This window comes from Lactobacillus melliventris (genome assembly GCF_042679465.1).
In the GTDB taxonomy this organism is placed as follows: Bacteria; Bacillota; Bacilli; order Lactobacillales; family Lactobacillaceae; genus Lactobacillus; species Lactobacillus melliventris.
This window is the reverse complement of the sequence record NZ_JBHTMT010000002.1, coordinates 154921-170044: the sequence shown is the minus strand read 5'-3', so window position 1 is coordinate 170044 and position 15124 is coordinate 154921. Positions and strand designations below refer to the sequence as shown.

At 36.9% G+C, this 15124-nt stretch carries 18 protein-coding genes; 8 read left to right on the top strand and 10 right to left on the bottom strand.

Going from position 1 to position 15124, the window contains the following annotated elements; all coding sequences use genetic code 11:
- Positions 1-66 precede the first annotated feature (66 nt).
- From thiM to thiE, 3 genes are read left to right on the top strand one after another with little or no spacing between them, the layout of a single operon-like run.
- Positions 67-855, top strand: coding sequence for a hydroxyethylthiazole kinase (gene thiM, locus ACFQ32_RS03540; RefSeq protein WP_046325656.1), 789 nt, complete (start codon positions 67-69; stop codon positions 853-855).
- A gap of 11 nt (positions 856-866) precedes the next feature.
- The gene (gene thiD, locus ACFQ32_RS03535) at positions 867-1670 is read left to right on the top strand and encodes a bifunctional hydroxymethylpyrimidine kinase/phosphomethylpyrimidine kinase (protein WP_046325780.1); all 804 of its coding nucleotides are present in this window, start codon (positions 867-869) and stop codon (positions 1668-1670) included.
- A 10-nt stretch (positions 1671-1680) separates the two neighbouring features.
- A complete protein-coding gene (thiE, locus tag ACFQ32_RS03530; RefSeq protein ID WP_379907012.1) occupies positions 1681-2346 on the top strand; it encodes a thiamine phosphate synthase in 666 nt (221 codons plus the stop codon).
- A gap of 101 nt (positions 2347-2447) precedes the next feature.
- Here thiE and gap read toward each other — a convergent pair whose 3' ends face one another.
- Positions 2448-3467: a type I glyceraldehyde-3-phosphate dehydrogenase gene (gap, locus tag ACFQ32_RS03525; RefSeq protein WP_046325658.1), complete on the bottom strand. Its 1020-nt coding sequence runs from the start codon at positions 3465-3467 to the stop codon at positions 2448-2450.
- Positions 3468-3572: 105 nt separating this feature from the next.
- Between gap and ACFQ32_RS03520 the strand changes: the two genes are divergently transcribed.
- A complete protein-coding gene (locus tag ACFQ32_RS03520) occupies positions 3573-4304 on the top strand; it encodes a LysR family transcriptional regulator (RefSeq protein ID WP_052724677.1) in 732 nt (243 codons plus the stop codon).
- Between the two features lie 89 nt (positions 4305-4393).
- On the opposite strand, the gene ACFQ32_RS03515 is transcribed toward ACFQ32_RS03520, so the two are convergent.
- From ACFQ32_RS03515 to ACFQ32_RS03505, 3 genes are all read right to left on the bottom strand, one after another.
- Complete coding sequence (locus ACFQ32_RS03515; protein WP_046325659.1) at positions 4394-4729, bottom strand: hypothetical protein; 336 nt, start codon at positions 4727-4729, stop codon at positions 4394-4396.
- A 184-nt stretch (positions 4730-4913) separates the two neighbouring features.
- Positions 4914-5807: an MFS transporter gene (locus tag ACFQ32_RS03510; RefSeq protein ID WP_244885266.1), complete on the bottom strand. Its 894-nt coding sequence runs from the start codon at positions 5805-5807 to the stop codon at positions 4914-4916.
- Positions 5804-6100, bottom strand: coding sequence for a hypothetical protein (locus ACFQ32_RS03505; RefSeq protein ID WP_244885267.1), 297 nt, complete (start codon positions 6098-6100; stop codon positions 5804-5806). The genes ACFQ32_RS03510 and ACFQ32_RS03505 overlap by 4 nt, the downstream gene beginning before the upstream one ends.
- Before the next feature lie 222 nt (positions 6101-6322).
- Here ACFQ32_RS03505 and ACFQ32_RS03500 point away from each other — a divergent pair, with 222 nt between their 5' ends.
- A complete protein-coding gene (locus ACFQ32_RS03500; RefSeq protein ID WP_379907010.1) occupies positions 6323-6397 on the top strand; it encodes an IS3 family transposase in 75 nt (24 codons plus the stop codon).
- A gap of 130 nt (positions 6398-6527) precedes the next feature.
- Here the strand turns inward: ACFQ32_RS03500 and ACFQ32_RS03495 are convergent, their stop codons facing one another.
- Together ACFQ32_RS03495 and ACFQ32_RS03490 are read right to left on the bottom strand one after the other, a co-directional pair.
- Positions 6528-7343 (bottom strand): LiaF transmembrane domain-containing protein, encoded by an 816-nt coding sequence (locus tag ACFQ32_RS03495; RefSeq protein WP_046325660.1) that lies wholly within the window; start codon positions 7341-7343, stop codon positions 6528-6530.
- Positions 7343-7804, bottom strand: coding sequence for a LytTR family DNA-binding domain-containing protein (locus ACFQ32_RS03490; RefSeq protein WP_046325661.1), 462 nt, complete (start codon positions 7802-7804; stop codon positions 7343-7345). The genes ACFQ32_RS03495 and ACFQ32_RS03490 overlap by 1 nt, the downstream gene beginning before the upstream one ends.
- A 270-nt stretch (positions 7805-8074) precedes the next feature.
- Here ACFQ32_RS03490 and ACFQ32_RS03485 point away from each other — a divergent pair, with 270 nt between their 5' ends.
- Entirely contained in the window at positions 8075-8347 is a 273-nt protein-coding gene (locus ACFQ32_RS03485) for a type II toxin-antitoxin system RelB/DinJ family antitoxin (protein ID WP_046325662.1), read from the top strand.
- A gap of 12 nt (positions 8348-8359) precedes the next feature.
- Positions 8360-8677: a hypothetical protein gene (locus ACFQ32_RS03480; RefSeq protein WP_046325663.1), complete on the top strand. Its 318-nt coding sequence runs from the start codon at positions 8360-8362 to the stop codon at positions 8675-8677.
- Between the two features lie 158 nt (positions 8678-8835).
- On the opposite strand, the gene ACFQ32_RS03475 is transcribed toward ACFQ32_RS03480, so the two are convergent.
- From ACFQ32_RS03475 to ACFQ32_RS03460, 4 genes are all read right to left on the bottom strand, one after another.
- On the bottom strand, positions 8836-10647 hold the full coding sequence (locus ACFQ32_RS03475) for an FAD-binding protein (protein WP_046325664.1): 1812 nt from the start codon (positions 10645-10647) through the stop codon (positions 8836-8838).
- A 36-nt stretch (positions 10648-10683) separates the two neighbouring features.
- Positions 10684-10911, bottom strand: a complete 228-nt coding sequence (locus ACFQ32_RS03470) for an aryl-alcohol dehydrogenase (protein ID WP_046325665.1) — start codon at positions 10909-10911, stop codon at positions 10684-10686.
- A 168-nt stretch (positions 10912-11079) separates the two neighbouring features.
- On the bottom strand, positions 11080-12375 hold the full coding sequence (gene purB, locus ACFQ32_RS03465; RefSeq protein WP_046325666.1) for an adenylosuccinate lyase: 1296 nt from the start codon (positions 12373-12375) through the stop codon (positions 11080-11082).
- A 3-nt stretch (positions 12376-12378) separates the two neighbouring features.
- Positions 12379-13668 carry an adenylosuccinate synthase gene (locus tag ACFQ32_RS03460; protein WP_046325667.1) on the bottom strand — a complete coding sequence of 430 codons (1290 nt, stop codon included), beginning with the start codon at positions 13666-13668 and terminating at the stop codon, positions 12379-12381.
- 196 nt (positions 13669-13864) lie between these two features.
- Between ACFQ32_RS03460 and ACFQ32_RS03455 the strand changes: the two genes are divergently transcribed.
- A complete protein-coding gene (locus tag ACFQ32_RS03455; RefSeq protein ID WP_046325668.1) occupies positions 13865-14857 on the top strand; it encodes a GMP reductase in 993 nt (330 codons plus the stop codon).
- The last annotated feature ends 267 nt before the right edge of the window (positions 14858-15124 follow it).

Here is a 15124-nt window from a genome sequence, read left to right as displayed (position 1 = left end):
TTTCCACGTGCCAAGGCTTTTTTATTAATCAAAATTTTTCAAAAACATTTAGTCGGGAGTAATAAAATGCAGTTAGACTTATTAGATAAATTACGAGCGCAAAATCCGGTTATTTTTAACATCGCCAATTTTGTGACAGTTCAAGACGTGGCCAATGCTGTCAATGCTATTGGTGCTTCGCCAATTATGAGCAATGAAGTCGCTGAAGCTGAAGAAATAGTGCGAATGGCTTCCGCGGTGGCAGTTAATATTGGCTGTTTAACTAAAGAGCAAATCAATCATATTAAAAAAGTGGAAGATTTAGCACGCCAATACAATAAGCCGATAGTGTTTGATCCTGTTGCGGTTGGTGCAGTCGAATATCGCTACAAAATCGCAGATAAGCTTTTATGGGATTTTCATACCAGTATTATTCGCGGCAACATTGGTGAAATCGCTGCACTAGGTGACTTCAACTGGAATTCAAAGGGCATCGATGCAGGTTCCGGCTCTGGTAATATTGATGATATTGCTATGAAAACTGCTCAGAAATATCATTGTACGGTCATTGCCAGCGGTCCTACAGATACAATTAGTGATGGTAAAAGACTGGCTCATGTTCACAACGGCTCACCACTTTTTAAAACTCATGTGGGCTCAGGTGATATGTTGTCCAGTATTGTCACAGCTTTTACCGCAGTCACTGATGATCCGTTTGAAGCGGCTCAAATAGGTGCTTTAGTTTTCAGTTGTGCAGGGCAAATGGTTGTCCAAGATCATCCCGGTGTTGGACCAGGTACTTTTGGCATGTATCTCATGGATTATTTGTACAAAGTAACAGTCGCTGATATTAAGCAAATTGCTGATTTTGATTAAGGACCTTCATGATGACAGAAAAAATTAATTCTTTTCCCCAGGTTTTAACTATTGCCGGAACAGATTCAGGTGGTGGTGCCGGGATCATGGCTGACCTAAAAACTTTTCAAATGCAAAAGGTATTTGGAACAGCTGTTGTAGTAGCAGTGACAGCACAAAACACTTTGGGCGTCCAAAAATCTTTTTTACTGCCACTGGAAATGGTTGACGCCCAATTCGCATCTCTAGCAGAAGATTTTCATATTCGTGCTTGTAAAACGGGAATGTTGGGCGATGCAGCTCATGTTCACCAAGTTGCACTTAACCTGCAAAAGTATGACTTTGGCCCTGTTACCATAGATCCCGTGATGATTGCTAAGGGTGGGGCTCCATTATTAAGTCAAGATGCTGTTGCCACCGTTAAAAATGAACTACTGCCTTTAGCCGATCTAATCACACCTAACTTACCAGAAGCAGAAACTTTAACTGGCATCAAGGTACAAAATCAAAGTCAATTTCCTGAATTAGCCCATAAACTACAAAACATGGGTGTTAAAAATGTACTAATTAAAGGTGGGCACACTAATAGCGCAGAAGTAAAAGATTATGCTTTATTTGCCGATGGTACTGATCTTTGGGTCAGCAGTTCCAGAGTACATACTAAACGCACTCACGGCACCGGTGATACTTTAGCTGCAGCAATTACGGCGCAGCTAGCTTTAGGACAAAGTTTACCTGCAGCAATTACAATCGCTAAGAAATACGTTACCAAGACTATTAAAGAAACTATTCAAGTTGGTCATGGTCACGGTCCTTTAAATCATTGGGCAAAGTAATTTAGGAGAAATAATGCAAAACTTTAACACTGATTTTTTACATGCTTACTTTATTTGTGGCAGTCAAGACGTGCCCAAAGGTAAAACACTACCTGGTATAGTCGCAGAAGCACTTGCTGCTGGCATCACGGCTTTTCAGTTTCGGGACAAGGGTCCTAATTCAACTTTAAGTGAAGCTGAGAGACTACCTATGGCGCAAAAGCTGCATCAATTGTGTTATGCGTATCACGTGCCCTTCTTTATTGACGATGATGTTCAGCTCGCCCAACAAGTTCATGCCGAAGGCGTCCATGTTGGTCAAAGTGATGAAGAAATAAAACAGGTTATTAAAGAAGTTGGCGAGCAAATGATTATCGGCTATTCCTGTTCGAATTCAACGCAAGTTGAACAAGCCAATAAAATTAGCGGAATTGATTATTATGGCAGTGGCCCAATTTATGCCACCCAGTCTAAAAGTGATGCCGACCCCGAAATTGGTATTGCCGGCTTAAGCCAACTGGTCAAAAATGCTACTCGGCCAATTGTTGCTATTGGCGGGATAACTGTTAACGATTTAGAGGCAATCGCTAAAACTAAGGCAGCTGGTGCTGCAGTAATCTCAATGATTGCTCAAAGCAATAATATTAAGCAAACTGTTAGTCAAATGCTCACAGCGCCATGGATAAAAAGCGACTAGCATATTTTAAAGACACAAAAAATGATTCTGCACTTGGCAGAACCATTTTTTTATTGATGATAAACAGTTTTTAATTGTAAAAATATAAGTTATATTGATAATTAACCTAATTGGGCAACTTTTTGCAGTGTTCTAATCATTTGAGCTACAAAGCCGGATTCATTATCATACCAGGCGTAACCCTTAACTAATTGTGCACCGTCATCACCAGTTTCAACCTGAGTCAGAGTCGGATCAAAGACCGAGCCGTACTCAGTACCAATAATATCTGATGATACAATCTGATCATCATTATAACCAAAAGAAGGATTACCTTCAGTGTGCTTTTTAATTTTGGCATTAAACTCTTCAGCTGTAACTTTTTGCTTTAAAATAGCGGCTAGTTCAGTAATTGAACCGGAAATAACAGGGACTCGTTGAGCAATACCTGTAAGTTTGCCGTCTAATTCAGGTATAACTAGTCCTATCGCTTTAGCTGTTCCTGTAGAATGGGGAATAACATTAGCAACTGCGGCACGGGCATTACGGACATTGCCGCCACGGTCAGGTCCATCCTGCAACATTTGCGAAGCAGTATAAGCATGAGTGGTAGACATGATTCCTACCTGAATGCCAAATTCATCGTTCATTGCTTGTGCTAATGGTGCCAAGCAATTAGTGGTACATGAGCCAGCAGAAATAATTTGATCAGAGTCATTTAGTTGATCATCATTTACACTGTAGACAATTGTCTTCATGTTACCTGCAGGAGCAGAAATTAATACTCTTTTAACACCGGCATCAAGATGAGCCTGTGATTTTGCAGTTGAAGTGTAAAAGCCGGTACATTCAAGCACTATTTTGACACCATCATTTTTGACCCACGGAATTTGACTAGCATTTTTTTTCGCATAAACCGGAATATTTTTACCGTCAATTACAATACTATTAGTGGTAGCAGTCACTTCATGATGAAATTGGCCATGCGCGGTATCATACTTCAATAAATGTGCTAACATAGCTGGTGAAGTCAAATCATTGATTGCGACAATTTCGATATCATCACTGGCCACTTCATATATTCGCCGTAAAGTAAGTCGGCCAATGCGGCCAAAGCCGTTAATACCAATTTTTGTAGTCATAATAAGTTCCTCCTTTTAGATTACAAAATTAGTATATTAAGATAAAATAGCCTTGCATAATCCAAGTTTATAATAGAGTTATCACTTTTAATGATATGGAGCAACATGAATTTCAACGACTTACATATTTACCAAACAATTTATGAAACTAGATCGCTTAACAAAGCAGCACTGAAATTAGGCTACACCCAATCCAATATTACAGCCAGGCTCAAAGCACTGGAGCAAGAATTGAATACGCCCCTTTTTGTGCGTTCTAATTTAGGAGTCAAACCAACCAAAAACGGACAAAAAATGCATGATTTCGCCACTAAAGTTTTACAAAACTACCAAAACCTGAAAGAGGATTTGTCTATTAACAAGCCCAAAGTCCTCATTTCTGAGTTGCTTTTTGGCTATATTATTACCAAAAAAGCACCATTTTCATTTGAGCACTATGACATTATCATTAAAAATACCAATGAAATTCAAGAATTAATAACTAAGCATGCATATGACATGGTCTGGACTTTTACCCCTATTACTCTACCCAAATATTCGCTAATCAAAAAAAGTCATTTAGAAGCCTGCTTTTTAAAAGGCAATAAAAAAACAGCCGGCAAAGTACCAGTTGCCATAAACGCAGACATAAATTGTCCGTTTCGTAACTTGACTCTCAAATTAACGCAGAATAAAAACAGCGTCACTGAAATCGACTCACTGGAAATGATTTTAGAGCTGGTCAAAAAAGGCCAGGCAACTGCATTACTGCCCAAATATTTAATTAATGATGATTTAGTTGCAGCTGATTCACAAGGTTGGAATATCCCCTATTATTTTTACCGCTACCAGCTGTAAATAAAACATCCAATTTTTACAATTTAAAGTCTAATTGAAATAAAAAGTACCAGGCACTTCTAGCCTGGTACTTTGAATTTTTAGAAAAGTTATTTTTTCGACTGTAAAATTTTGGCCTTGGCATCATTGTAGCCGTCAATATAGCGTTCTATTTCAATTGCTTTATTCTGGGTAACACGATTAACTAAGTTAACACCTTTTTTAGGAAAAGCCTTAAAAGAATGACTCTCTGCATAGTCCTTTTTGGCTTGTTCACAACCCATTTGATAATCACTGGGAGAACTCTTTTTCATAGCAGTTTTTGCTGTATGATAGCTATAGTCATTGGTACCATGCCATTTTTTATATGCTTTTTCAGCTTCTTTATAGTTTCCGGCTTCATAATTTTCTTTGACATAATCATGTAATTGTTTTAAAGTAACCATTTTTTCCTCCTAAATTAAAGATAATAAGTTCCAACTTCATTCAAAAAATAATTAATTGTTATACTGCGTAAATTATGTGAATGACGTAGCACGAAACTGATGATAAATGCTATTTTACTATTATATTTTTCCTAAATTTATTGAAATGCTTAGTACAGAAGACATCATTAGCGGAGATTTAATATTATGCATCTTTTATGAGTAAGATATTAATCCCACCAATTAATATCAGAAGTGAACTGATCAATATAATTACATCATCGCCTGTATGATCAAGTAATAAACCCGCTAAAACAGAAGAAATTGGCCCACCAATATATGCAGTTGTTCTTATGGTCGTGAAAACTCTGGCCAAGTAATCATCTGGAGTAGTAGTTTGAATAATTGATTCTGCCAGAACGTTATGAATACTCGTTACTGGTCCAAACAAGAAGAGCAAAATACAAAAAGCAATTAGATTTGATTTAAAAAGCAACATTAGCCCTATTGGAATAGAGCTTAAAAGCCAGACTAAACCAATAGTTTTTATTCTTGCTTTCATTTTGCCAGCAATCATCGCACCCAAAATTATCCCCAGTAAGATCATAATATAAAACGTACCGTATAATGAAGCATTACCGGCTTCTTGGGCAACACGAGGCAGCACTAACATTAGCGCTGGCTGAGCAAATGAGTATAAAACTCCAGCCCATAAGTAGCGCCTTAAGAACTTGTTTTTTCTGATATATTGATATCCACTAGTTATGCTATATACATATGAAGCTACAACAGATCCTTTTTGACTCTTCTTGTTTGATAAATGATTGGCACTATCAGGAATTTTTCTTAAAGCAATATTTAAAAAAATTAATCCTATTAAACTAAGGAAAGAACAGACCAGCATTATTTGTCCACTTAACAAGAATACGAGCAGCGCTCCAGAAAGTGCTGTTCCTCCAATATTAACCAATTGATCAACAATATTAACTTTAGAGATTATTTTTGTCATTTCATCTTCATTTAAAATTGCTTCACTTAAAATTGCACGATCAGCAGGACTAAAAAATTCATCACAAATTGAAAGTACGCTTGCTTTCATTTTGCCAGTAAATAATTATATGGAGAAAAAAGAATAACGTATGTTAACCCAAATAACAAAATTACTTGGATGAGCATAGAATAAATACTAACTTTTTTATAGGACTGCCTATCAATTATAGGTCCATAAAAGATAGACAATGCAGCTGTAACCGAGAATATTGCAATACAAATACCAACTATCGATGAACTCTTTGTCTGATTTTGAAGCCACCAAATAAATACCATGCCATACAGTGAATTGCCCAGCCCACATGCCAGCCGTGAAGCTAGATAAGCTTTTTTATTTAACATATTTTTACCCCTTAATTTATATTTAAGCTAATTTTTGCTAAAATGACCTCATTTCATAGAAACAATAAGACTTCTTTTTGTTCTAAAAAATTTTTATTACGATTTAGTTTTAATCTAATCATAATTTTGCTTTAAAATATATGTTTATATACTAAGAGGTAGTTTCAAAAGACCAAGTGGTCATTTTTAGATACTGAAAATTTCACTGAGCTGGAATAAACAATCAAAGACTGCATTGAGTATCACAACCCGCAAAGAATCAAGTCCAAACTAAAAGGACTAACTCCGATTGAATAGCGGCAGTTAGTCCACATTTATTAACTAATAAAGTGTCCTAATTTTAGGGTTCACATTGAATTACCGAGAGAACTTTTTTATAACACAATAGGTATAGTCAAGTAGCTACTTTAAAGTAACTATTTTATTTCTATACATAATTAACTTCCACATCACCCATGCTGAAATGGCCTGTTAACATTAACGTAGGACCGCCACCGGTAGATTCGTCATTAATATCTAATTCTCCCAGAGCTAGGTTTAAGTTATCACTGTTGACTTTCCATGAAGTTGGAACGTAAATTTCAATCTCACCCATGGTACCGTTAATATCTACTGTCACTACATCGCCAGCAGCCTTAGCCTGATCAAGGTAGACTTCAACTTCACCTAATGAAGAATTAATTATGACACTACGTAAATTTTGTGAATGAACATAGCGTGAAACTGATGACAGCTTCTGATTTATTACTATATCTTCACCATCAGTATGGTCTTTACTGTCATTAATGGTATCGCCATCAGTTGTATAATCTTTACTGTCATTAATGGTATTATTATCAGTCGTTTTATAACTTTTATCAAAGTCTGACAAATCATCATAGTAATCCCTAGGATTAAATTTATGTTTAAAGTAGTTTCCTCCTAAAAACCAGCTTTTTCTAAAAATTAATGTCAAACCTATATAAATCAGCAATGCAGCAATCAATACTGTCCATGGAACAATTTTGGTAATATGCAATGGTTCAGCGTAAACAATTAAGAGAAAAGCAATAGAAAAAGTCGTACCAAACAAGCTTCTATCTGCTAGACTTTCAATTAAAGCCGCTCCAAACACAATAGTCCAAATAATCATACTTACTTTCAAGTGAAAAGAAAATAAGTGTAGCTGGTTCATTACCAAGAAAATAGCAGCAGCCACTAATGCTATCCCCCAAAATATTTCTCTAATTTTATTTTTTCTCATTATGATGACCTTCTCTCGTTTAACCTATCATTTAAGTTATGGTAGTAATGACGTGAAACATAGACAGTTTTATAAGAATCGCGAAAATTAATTTTACAGTTAGAAATCGAGCGTGTTAACGCATAAATTTGATTTAAATTTAAAATTGTTGACTTAGAGACCCGCATGAATTGATTGTTTAATAAATTTTCTAATTCATAGAGTTTGTAATCTACTGTAAAAGCATCCCTCGCAGTATGTGCAATCACTTGTTTATCTTCTGTTTCAAAAAATAAAATTTCGTTCATACTCAAGTAATAGGACACGTTGTCTTTTTTACATTCAATTTGATCAGGATGGCTGCTAATACCTTGAAGTTGACGGTAAATTTGTTCAACTTCTGGTGTCACAGCTTTAGCACGGATAGTTACACTAGTTTCATCATTATCCAGATCCGGATCCAGCTCTATTTTTATTTTCACGCTTCTCACCTGCCCTTCATCACTTGATGATTTAATTAAACGCTAATTTTAATATAAAATCTAGCCTTTTTAACTAAGTGGTAATCTTAAGAAACCAAGTGGTATATTTTTTTGGTTCAGAAGAAAAGAAAAAATTCAAAGTCAGTTTTAGTATAGTATTTTATTTAAGACAATTTTTAGGCTAAAATTTGCAAAAAGTACCTAAAATATGCTATTTTAGGTACTTTTATGATATTATTTATGTAACAAAGTAATTTCGGGAGGCAAATTATGGCAACTAAGATTGTTACTAAAAGATATTCTGTTAATATAGACAAACAAATAGCGGATACTGCAGAACTAGTTATTAGAAAAATTGGTCTTAAACCTAATGATGTAATTTCAATGATGCTTACACAGATTGCGGACAAAGGTAAACTACCCGTAGCATTTTCAGTTGACGATTATGACCATCTAAAAGATGAAATTATTGCAGCTAGTCGTAAAATTCCTGCACAAAAGGTTGAAACCTCCAAAGAAATAGCTGACTTTTTCGCAGATTAAGGAGACCAGTTAATGAATTTGGGCGATATTTTTATAACATACCTTGAATACGAAGATGTACCAAACGGAAAAAGTCGGCCAGTTTTATACATTGAGCAGGATGATGAATTTTATTATGTATTTAAAATTACTAGTAAATATCAAAGTAAGTCAAAAAGTATTCGCGCAAAGTATGCTAAAATTACCGATTGGCAAAAGTCGGGCCTTTACAAGGAATCGTGGATAGACTGTAATAAACGGTATCAGCTGAGAATTGATAAAACGAGACTAAAAGGTATAGGTAATTTAACGATAACCGATTTGAATAATCTTAAGAAATTTATGTGGTAGAGAACAACAAGGACAAGTATGAAAAAGGCACTGAGTTTTGATATGACCCCCAAATTTAGGACAAATTTGGGGGTCATATCATTTTATTATTCAATGCCTTTTAATTGTTCTAAGAGAAGCCGGGGTTTTTCAAACCCTTCTAAATTCCAAACAACTATTTATTTAATTTTACTTAATGCATCCCTGACAGCGTCTTTTAATCCTCTAGTGGTATTAGAGGCACCAGAAATTGCATCGACATCAACTGTATTTGCATTAACCATTTTTGCTGGTAATTCATTAATTGCCTTTTGACCATAGTCATCGGATTCAGCTTGTTTCAGAACTTCGATGTTTTTGAGATTCTTTTGCTTATCAGCTGTTACCCTGACAACAATTTCATCTCCCATCCCTTTAGTAGATTTACCAATATATTCTTCAGGACCAGTTGGATATTCTTCTTTCTTAATATCAGAAGCAAGTGGCCGTGGCTTTAATAGTTTTTCATGCTTAGGAGAAGGTACATTGACTTCTGCTACATCATCTTTAGGATGAGCTGCATTTTGGCCCGCAATCTTACCGAAAATCAAGCAGTCCGCAAGATCGGACCCACCTTGATATAAGTTAGACATATTACTGCCCAGCTCCCCGGCACCATATAAATGAGGAATTGGTTTGTGCTCTGGATCAAGAATTTCAGCACGAGCATTTCTTCTAGGACCAGCTTCAGACCAGCCAATAGTCTGTACCAATGGAATTGCATAATACGGACCCTCTTCAGAAAATGCACTTAAAGTAGCAGGAGCACGATGATAAGCATAATCATGCTTCTTTTCGGCAAAGAAGTTAAATTCGTCAATTGTACTTTGCAGTTTATCCGCAGCAACTCCCATCTTTTCTGCTAATTCAGAAACAGAATCAGCTTTAAGAACGGAATTAAGTGCTTTATTATCAGGGAAAGTATCAATTTCACTGATTTTGTCATATTGCTTTTGATCAAAGACAAAGTAAGGGTGAATTGGATTCAATGGTTTATACCATGAACCATGATTTTCTACATAGCCTTCACGTGCTCCTTGATCTTCCTTAAAGTAGCGTGTGCCGTCATCGCCAACCGTAAAAATACTGCCTGTATAGAAGACCGGGTTACCCATATAAAATGGTGCACGCTTCATCCCAGGTTCATAAAAAGCAAAAGCTTGTTGCATTCCACCGGCCGCATACATTGACATATGCCACATATCCGCACCTGCTTCGTGGGCCAGGTCAATACCCTTACCTTTATTATAAAGTGAACCCAGTGGCACTAACTTGTGTGAACCAATGTAATCCTGAATCATTTGCGGATTATTTTCGATACCACCAGTGGTTAACACTACACCATTTTTAGCGTAAACGTTTAATAAAACATGATCCCGCTCAATTTGAGCTCCGACAACTTTTTTACCAGGAGTTTGCAAGATATGCTTAACAGGTGCAGAATACCAAACATCAATTTTATCACTGCGATCGAGTACTTTTTGCCGTAAAATATTCCACAATGAAGCGTTAAAAATACCCTTTTCCATTGTGATCATGTCATAGCTTTTAGCACCAGGTAAATCAGGGTGATCGGCAATTACTGCATCATCCGGCAATCCTAAAATAGTTTTGTAGCTAACAGGTTCATTAACATCCAGATATTTTCTAAAATATTCTTTCATGTGTGTAATGCCATGAACAACTGTGTCTTCTATTTCAGGGTCAATATTAAAGTGCTGAGCCAAATGCTCATAATAAGCGCGATAATCTTCTTCACTGCTGCTATAACCTACAAGTTCAGCAGCATACCTTGTATTACCACCTTCGTGACCTTCTGGAGCAGAGTCAACTATTAGCACTTTAGCACCACTATCAGCCGCAAAGCGAGCCGCAGTTGCTCCGGCTCCACCAAAACCTAAAACTACTACATCATAGCTTGCATCATAATATGTATGATCATTAACTATCATATGTTTACCTTTCTTTCACAATAATAATTTTTAAAACTATTTATATTTTTCATCAAAAACAATAATTGGTTTTATCGTACTGCCATTTACAGAATCCTTGATGGCTTCATTAATTTCCTCTGGTTGATAAAACTTAACCATTTTAGCAAGTGGAAACTTGCCTGAACGATAAAGATCAACCATTTCAGGAATAAATTTCTGCGGTACAGAGTCGCCTTCAATAACACCGGTAAGACATTTTGAAGCTGATAAAAGATCAATCATCAAACCGAGCTCCTTAATTGTCTTGATTCCTATAGTTTTACTTCAATTTCATTTTATTGTTAACAAGCTCAGCTTATCACATAACCGCTTACATTAAACTGGACTTATCCAAAATTTAATTTTTGAGTATAAAAAAAGCTCACATTCAAGTGAACTTTTATTTATTAATTATTCCAAACCGACTTTTTTAAAGATTTCATCAATATGTCGCAAATGGTAATGATAGTCAAAGGCATCGGCTACATCATCTTCAGAAAGGTAATTCATAATTCGACTATCTTCAACTAATCTTCTAAAGGAAATTCCCTCATTCCAAGACTTGTTAGTTAGCTTTTGGACCATATCATAAGCATCTTCACGAGAAAGACCAGCCTCATCAATAAGCTTTAACAGCAAGCGTTGTGAGTAAATCAGGCCATAAGTTTTATCCATGTTCTTAAGCATTGTTTCTGGAAAAACATCTAGATTTGTCAAAATACGGTTAAAGCGATCAAGCATATAATCAATACCAATTGTTGTGTCTGGCAGAATCACTCTTTCGGCACTGGAATGGGAAATATCGCGCTCATGCCACAGTGATACATCTTCATAAGCAGTAATAATATGACCCCGTAGAACCCGCGCCATTCCGCAAAGATTTTCTGAGCCAATAGGGTTGCGTTTATGAGGCATTGCCGACGAGCCCTTTTGTCCCGCACGGAAGTGCTCCTCCACTTCGTGAATTTCAGAGCGTTGCAAACTTCTAATTTCGGTGGCCCAGTTCTCAATACTGGTAGCTATTAAAGCCAAAGTTGCAATATATTCAGCGTGTAAATCGCGTGGCAAGACCTGGCTGGTAATTGGCTGCTGAGTTAAGCCTAATTGCTTTAAAACACTGGTTTCAACAGCCGGTGGCACATTGGCAAAAGTCCCAACGGCACCAGAAATTTTCCCTGATTCTACCCCCTTAGCAGCATGCTCGAAGCGTTCAATATCACGCTTAATTTCCGCATACCAGCGGGCGAGCTTCAGGCCAAAAGTAGTGGGCTCAGCTTGCACACCATGCGTGCGCCCCATTTCCACCGTATTTTTATATTTACGTGCTTTTTCAGCAATCGTCTTTTTTAAATCTTGCAAATCTTGCCGAATAATTGCATCAGCCTGTTTTAAAATATAACCCTGCGCCGTATCAACCACATCAGTCGAAGTTAAACCAAAGTGCACCCACTTTTTCTCTGGACCCAGACTTTCGGAAACAGTACGGGTAAAAGCCACCACATCATGGTGCGTTATCTGCTCTAATTCAGCCACCCGTTCAGGCGTAAAACTGGCATTTTGGGCAATTTTAGCAGCATCTGCTTTTGGTACTTCACCTAATTCACTCCAGGCATTAGTGGCTGCTATTTCTACCTTTAACCATGCTTCATATTTATTTTCATCCGACCATATTTTGCCCATTTCAGGGCGAGTATAACGTTCTAACATAAATTACATTTCCCATGGATTCTGTAACACGATTGTTTGTTCACGATCAGGTCCTACTGAAACAGTAACAAGGGGAATACCAACAAGCTCTGAAACACGGTTTAAAAACTTCTGTGCATTTTCCGGCAAGTCAGACCAACTTTTAGCACCCGTGATATCTTCTTTCCAGGCAGGTAATTCCTCATAAACAGGCTTACACCGGTCTAGTTCTTTCAGGCTGGCAGGATAATAGTCAATCTTTTGACCATCGAGTTCATAAGCAGTTGCAATTTTAATAGTGTCAAAGCCGCTGAAAATATCAAGTAAGTTTAGACTTAAGCCGTTAATACCAGCTACGCGTTTGGCATGACGTAAAGCGACTGAATCAAACCAACCTACGCGACGAGGACGGCCGGTAACCGTACCATATTCATGAGCAGTTTCACGAATACGGTCACCAGTTTCATCTAATAATTCAGTTGGAAAAGGACCAGCACCAACACGAGTAGTATAAGCTTTGCAGACGCCAATAACAGTTTTTAATCGGTTCGCACCAACGCCAATACCACTGGCAATACCGCCGGAAATGGTGTTCGATGAGGTAACAAAAGGATAAGTCCCTTCATCTATATCAAGCATAATTCCCTGTGCCCCTTCAAACAGGACTTTTTCATCATTATCTAGGGCATCGTTAACTAACACTGAAGTATCTGTAACATATTTTTTCATTTTTTGGCCGTATTCATAATATTTGGCAAAAATATCTTCAAATTTCAGTGCCGGCTTGCCGTAAATTTTGGTAAATACTTCGTTTTTTTGCTCTAAATTAGCGCGTAATTTTGCTTCAAAAGTGTCTTTTTCAAGTAAATCACAAACGCGAATACCAATTCTGGAAGCTTTGTCCATGTATGCTGGACCAATACCGTTTTTAGTAGTACCGATTTTTTGATCGCCCTTTGCTTCTTCTTGGTATTCATCTTGCTTGATATGGTAAGGCATAATGATGTGAGCACGATTAGAAATCTTTAATTTACTGGTGTCTATGCCTTTTTCTTCAAGATTTTTTAATTCACTAAATAAAACTTCAGGGTTAATGACCACGCCATTACCGATTACGGCACCTTCTTTTGACGCAAAAATGCCTGACGGAATCAAGCGCATCTTAAAATCTTGACCATTAATTTCAATAGTATGACCAGCATTATTACCACCGTTTGAGCGTACAGTATACGCTGCTTCATTACTCAAAAAGTCAGTGATTTTGCCCTTTCCTTCGTCGCCCCATTGACTACCAACAACTGCAACTGCTGTCATTTTTATTCACCTCATTAAATTTCTACAAATATCACGTAAATAGTCTAGCAATTTGCCTACATTTAGTCAAATTTAAATGCGAATTATTATAGGAGCCAGATTTTTAATAGTTCGATTTTTCTGTTGACAAAAAAAGTATTTTTGATTATAGTTACTTCGTTTGCAAAGATTATTTATTCTAGGAGCCGATTTATTTATGAGTAATTATTTCAGTATGGAAGCCTTTGATTATGACGACATCCAGCTTGTGCCCAACAAGGGAATTATCAAAAGCCGTCATGATGCTGATACGAGTGTAAAGTTTGGAAACCGAACATTTAAAATACCTGTAGTACCCGCAAACATGGAAAGTGTCATTAACGATGACTTGGCAGTCTGGCTGGCTCAAAATGGCTACTACTACGTCATGCACCGCTTTCAGCCTGAGAAGCGTCTTAATTTTATCAAAATGATGCATGAAAAAGGGTTATTTGCTTCAATATCTGTCGGTATCAAAAAAGGCGAATATGATTTTATCGACCAATTAGTTAATGAAAATATCAAACCTGAATATATCACAATTGATGTTGCCCACGGTCATTCTATCTATGTCATTGATATGATCAAATACATTAAAGAAAAATTACCTGATACTTTCTTAACAGCAGGTAATATCGCAACCCCAGAAGCTGTACGTGAATTAGAAGGTGCAGGAGCCGATGCCACTAAGGTGGGTGTTGGACCTGGCCGTGCATGTATCACCAAACTTAAAACTGGTTTTGGTACTGGTGGCTGGCAACTAGCTGCTTTAAGAATGTGTAGTAAAGTAGCCAGCAAGCCATTGATTGCAGATGGCGGTATCCGCTATAACGGCGATATAGCAAAGTCAATTCGTTTTGGCGCTACCATGGTCATGATTGGTTCCATGCTTGCGGGACATGAGGAGTCTCCAGGCAATGTGATCAAAATTAATGGCAAAACTTACAAACAATATTGGGGTTCAGCTTCTGAAGTGCAAAAAGGGGCCTATCGCAACGTTGAAGGTAAACAAATGCTCGTTCCCTACCGTGGTCACATTGCCGACACGTTAAGAGAAATGCAGGAAGATTTGCAATCTTCGATTTCTTACGCTGGTGGCAAAGACCTTAGTTCAATTAAGTTGGTTGATTATGTAATTGTTAAAAATACGATTATGGATGGCGATAAATAGCTAATTTCATGATTTTATTGCCAAATTATTAATAAATATGGTAATAATTTCTTTTTTCCGTTAAAATAAGATTTATCTCAGCTCTGGTAGGTAGTCGGTGCTGGGATTTTTTATTTTCTTCAATAGTAAATATTAGTTGATGCAGTTTAATATATGAGTACTAGCACAATTAATGCCCACAGAAAAACTCTCAAACCGGATAAATTCAGTTTGAGAGAACTGATTATATATTTAAAGCAAATTATTTTAAGAGCAAAAATTATCTTC

Coding starts and splice junctions, on each gene's coding strand:
- ACFQ32_RS03470 (WP_046325665.1), bottom strand. CDS start 10,911: ATGATTGATCTTTTATCAGCTTCAAAATGTCTTACCGGTGTTATTGAA.
- ACFQ32_RS03455 (WP_046325668.1), top strand. CDS start 13,865: ATGAGTAATTATTTCAGTATGGAAGCCTTTGATTATGACGACATCCAG.
- ACFQ32_RS03485 (WP_046325662.1), top strand. CDS start 8,075: ATGGCAACTAAGATTGTTACTAAAAGATATTCTGTTAATATAGACAAA.
- ACFQ32_RS03505 (WP_244885267.1), bottom strand. CDS start 6,100: ATGTTAAATAAAAAAGCTTATCTAGCTTCACGGCTGGCATGTGGGCTG.
- ACFQ32_RS03475 (WP_046325664.1), bottom strand. CDS start 10,647: ATGATAGTTAATGATCATACATATTATGATGCAAGCTATGATGTAGTA.
- gap (WP_046325658.1), bottom strand. CDS start 3,467: ATGACTACAAAAATTGGTATTAACGGCTTTGGCCGCATTGGCCGACTT.
- ACFQ32_RS03520 (WP_052724677.1), top strand. CDS start 3,573: ATGAATTTCAACGACTTACATATTTACCAAACAATTTATGAAACTAGA.
- purB (WP_046325666.1), bottom strand. CDS start 12,375: ATGTTAGAACGTTATACTCGCCCTGAAATGGGCAAAATATGGTCGGAT.
- ACFQ32_RS03480 (WP_046325663.1), top strand. CDS start 8,360: ATGAATTTGGGCGATATTTTTATAACATACCTTGAATACGAAGATGTA.
- ACFQ32_RS03510 (WP_244885266.1), bottom strand. CDS start 5,807: ATGAAAGCAAGCGTACTTTCAATTTGTGATGAATTTTTTAGTCCTGCT.
- thiD (WP_046325780.1), top strand. CDS start 867: ATGACAGAAAAAATTAATTCTTTTCCCCAGGTTTTAACTATTGCCGGA.
- ACFQ32_RS03495 (WP_046325660.1), bottom strand. CDS start 7,343: ATGAGAAAAAATAAAATTAGAGAAATATTTTGGGGGATAGCATTAGTG.
- ACFQ32_RS03515 (WP_046325659.1), bottom strand. CDS start 4,729: ATGGTTACTTTAAAACAATTACATGATTATGTCAAAGAAAATTATGAA.
- thiM (WP_046325656.1), top strand. CDS start 67: ATGCAGTTAGACTTATTAGATAAATTACGAGCGCAAAATCCGGTTATT.
- ACFQ32_RS03460 (WP_046325667.1), bottom strand. CDS start 13,668: ATGACAGCAGTTGCAGTTGTTGGTAGTCAATGGGGCGACGAAGGAAAG.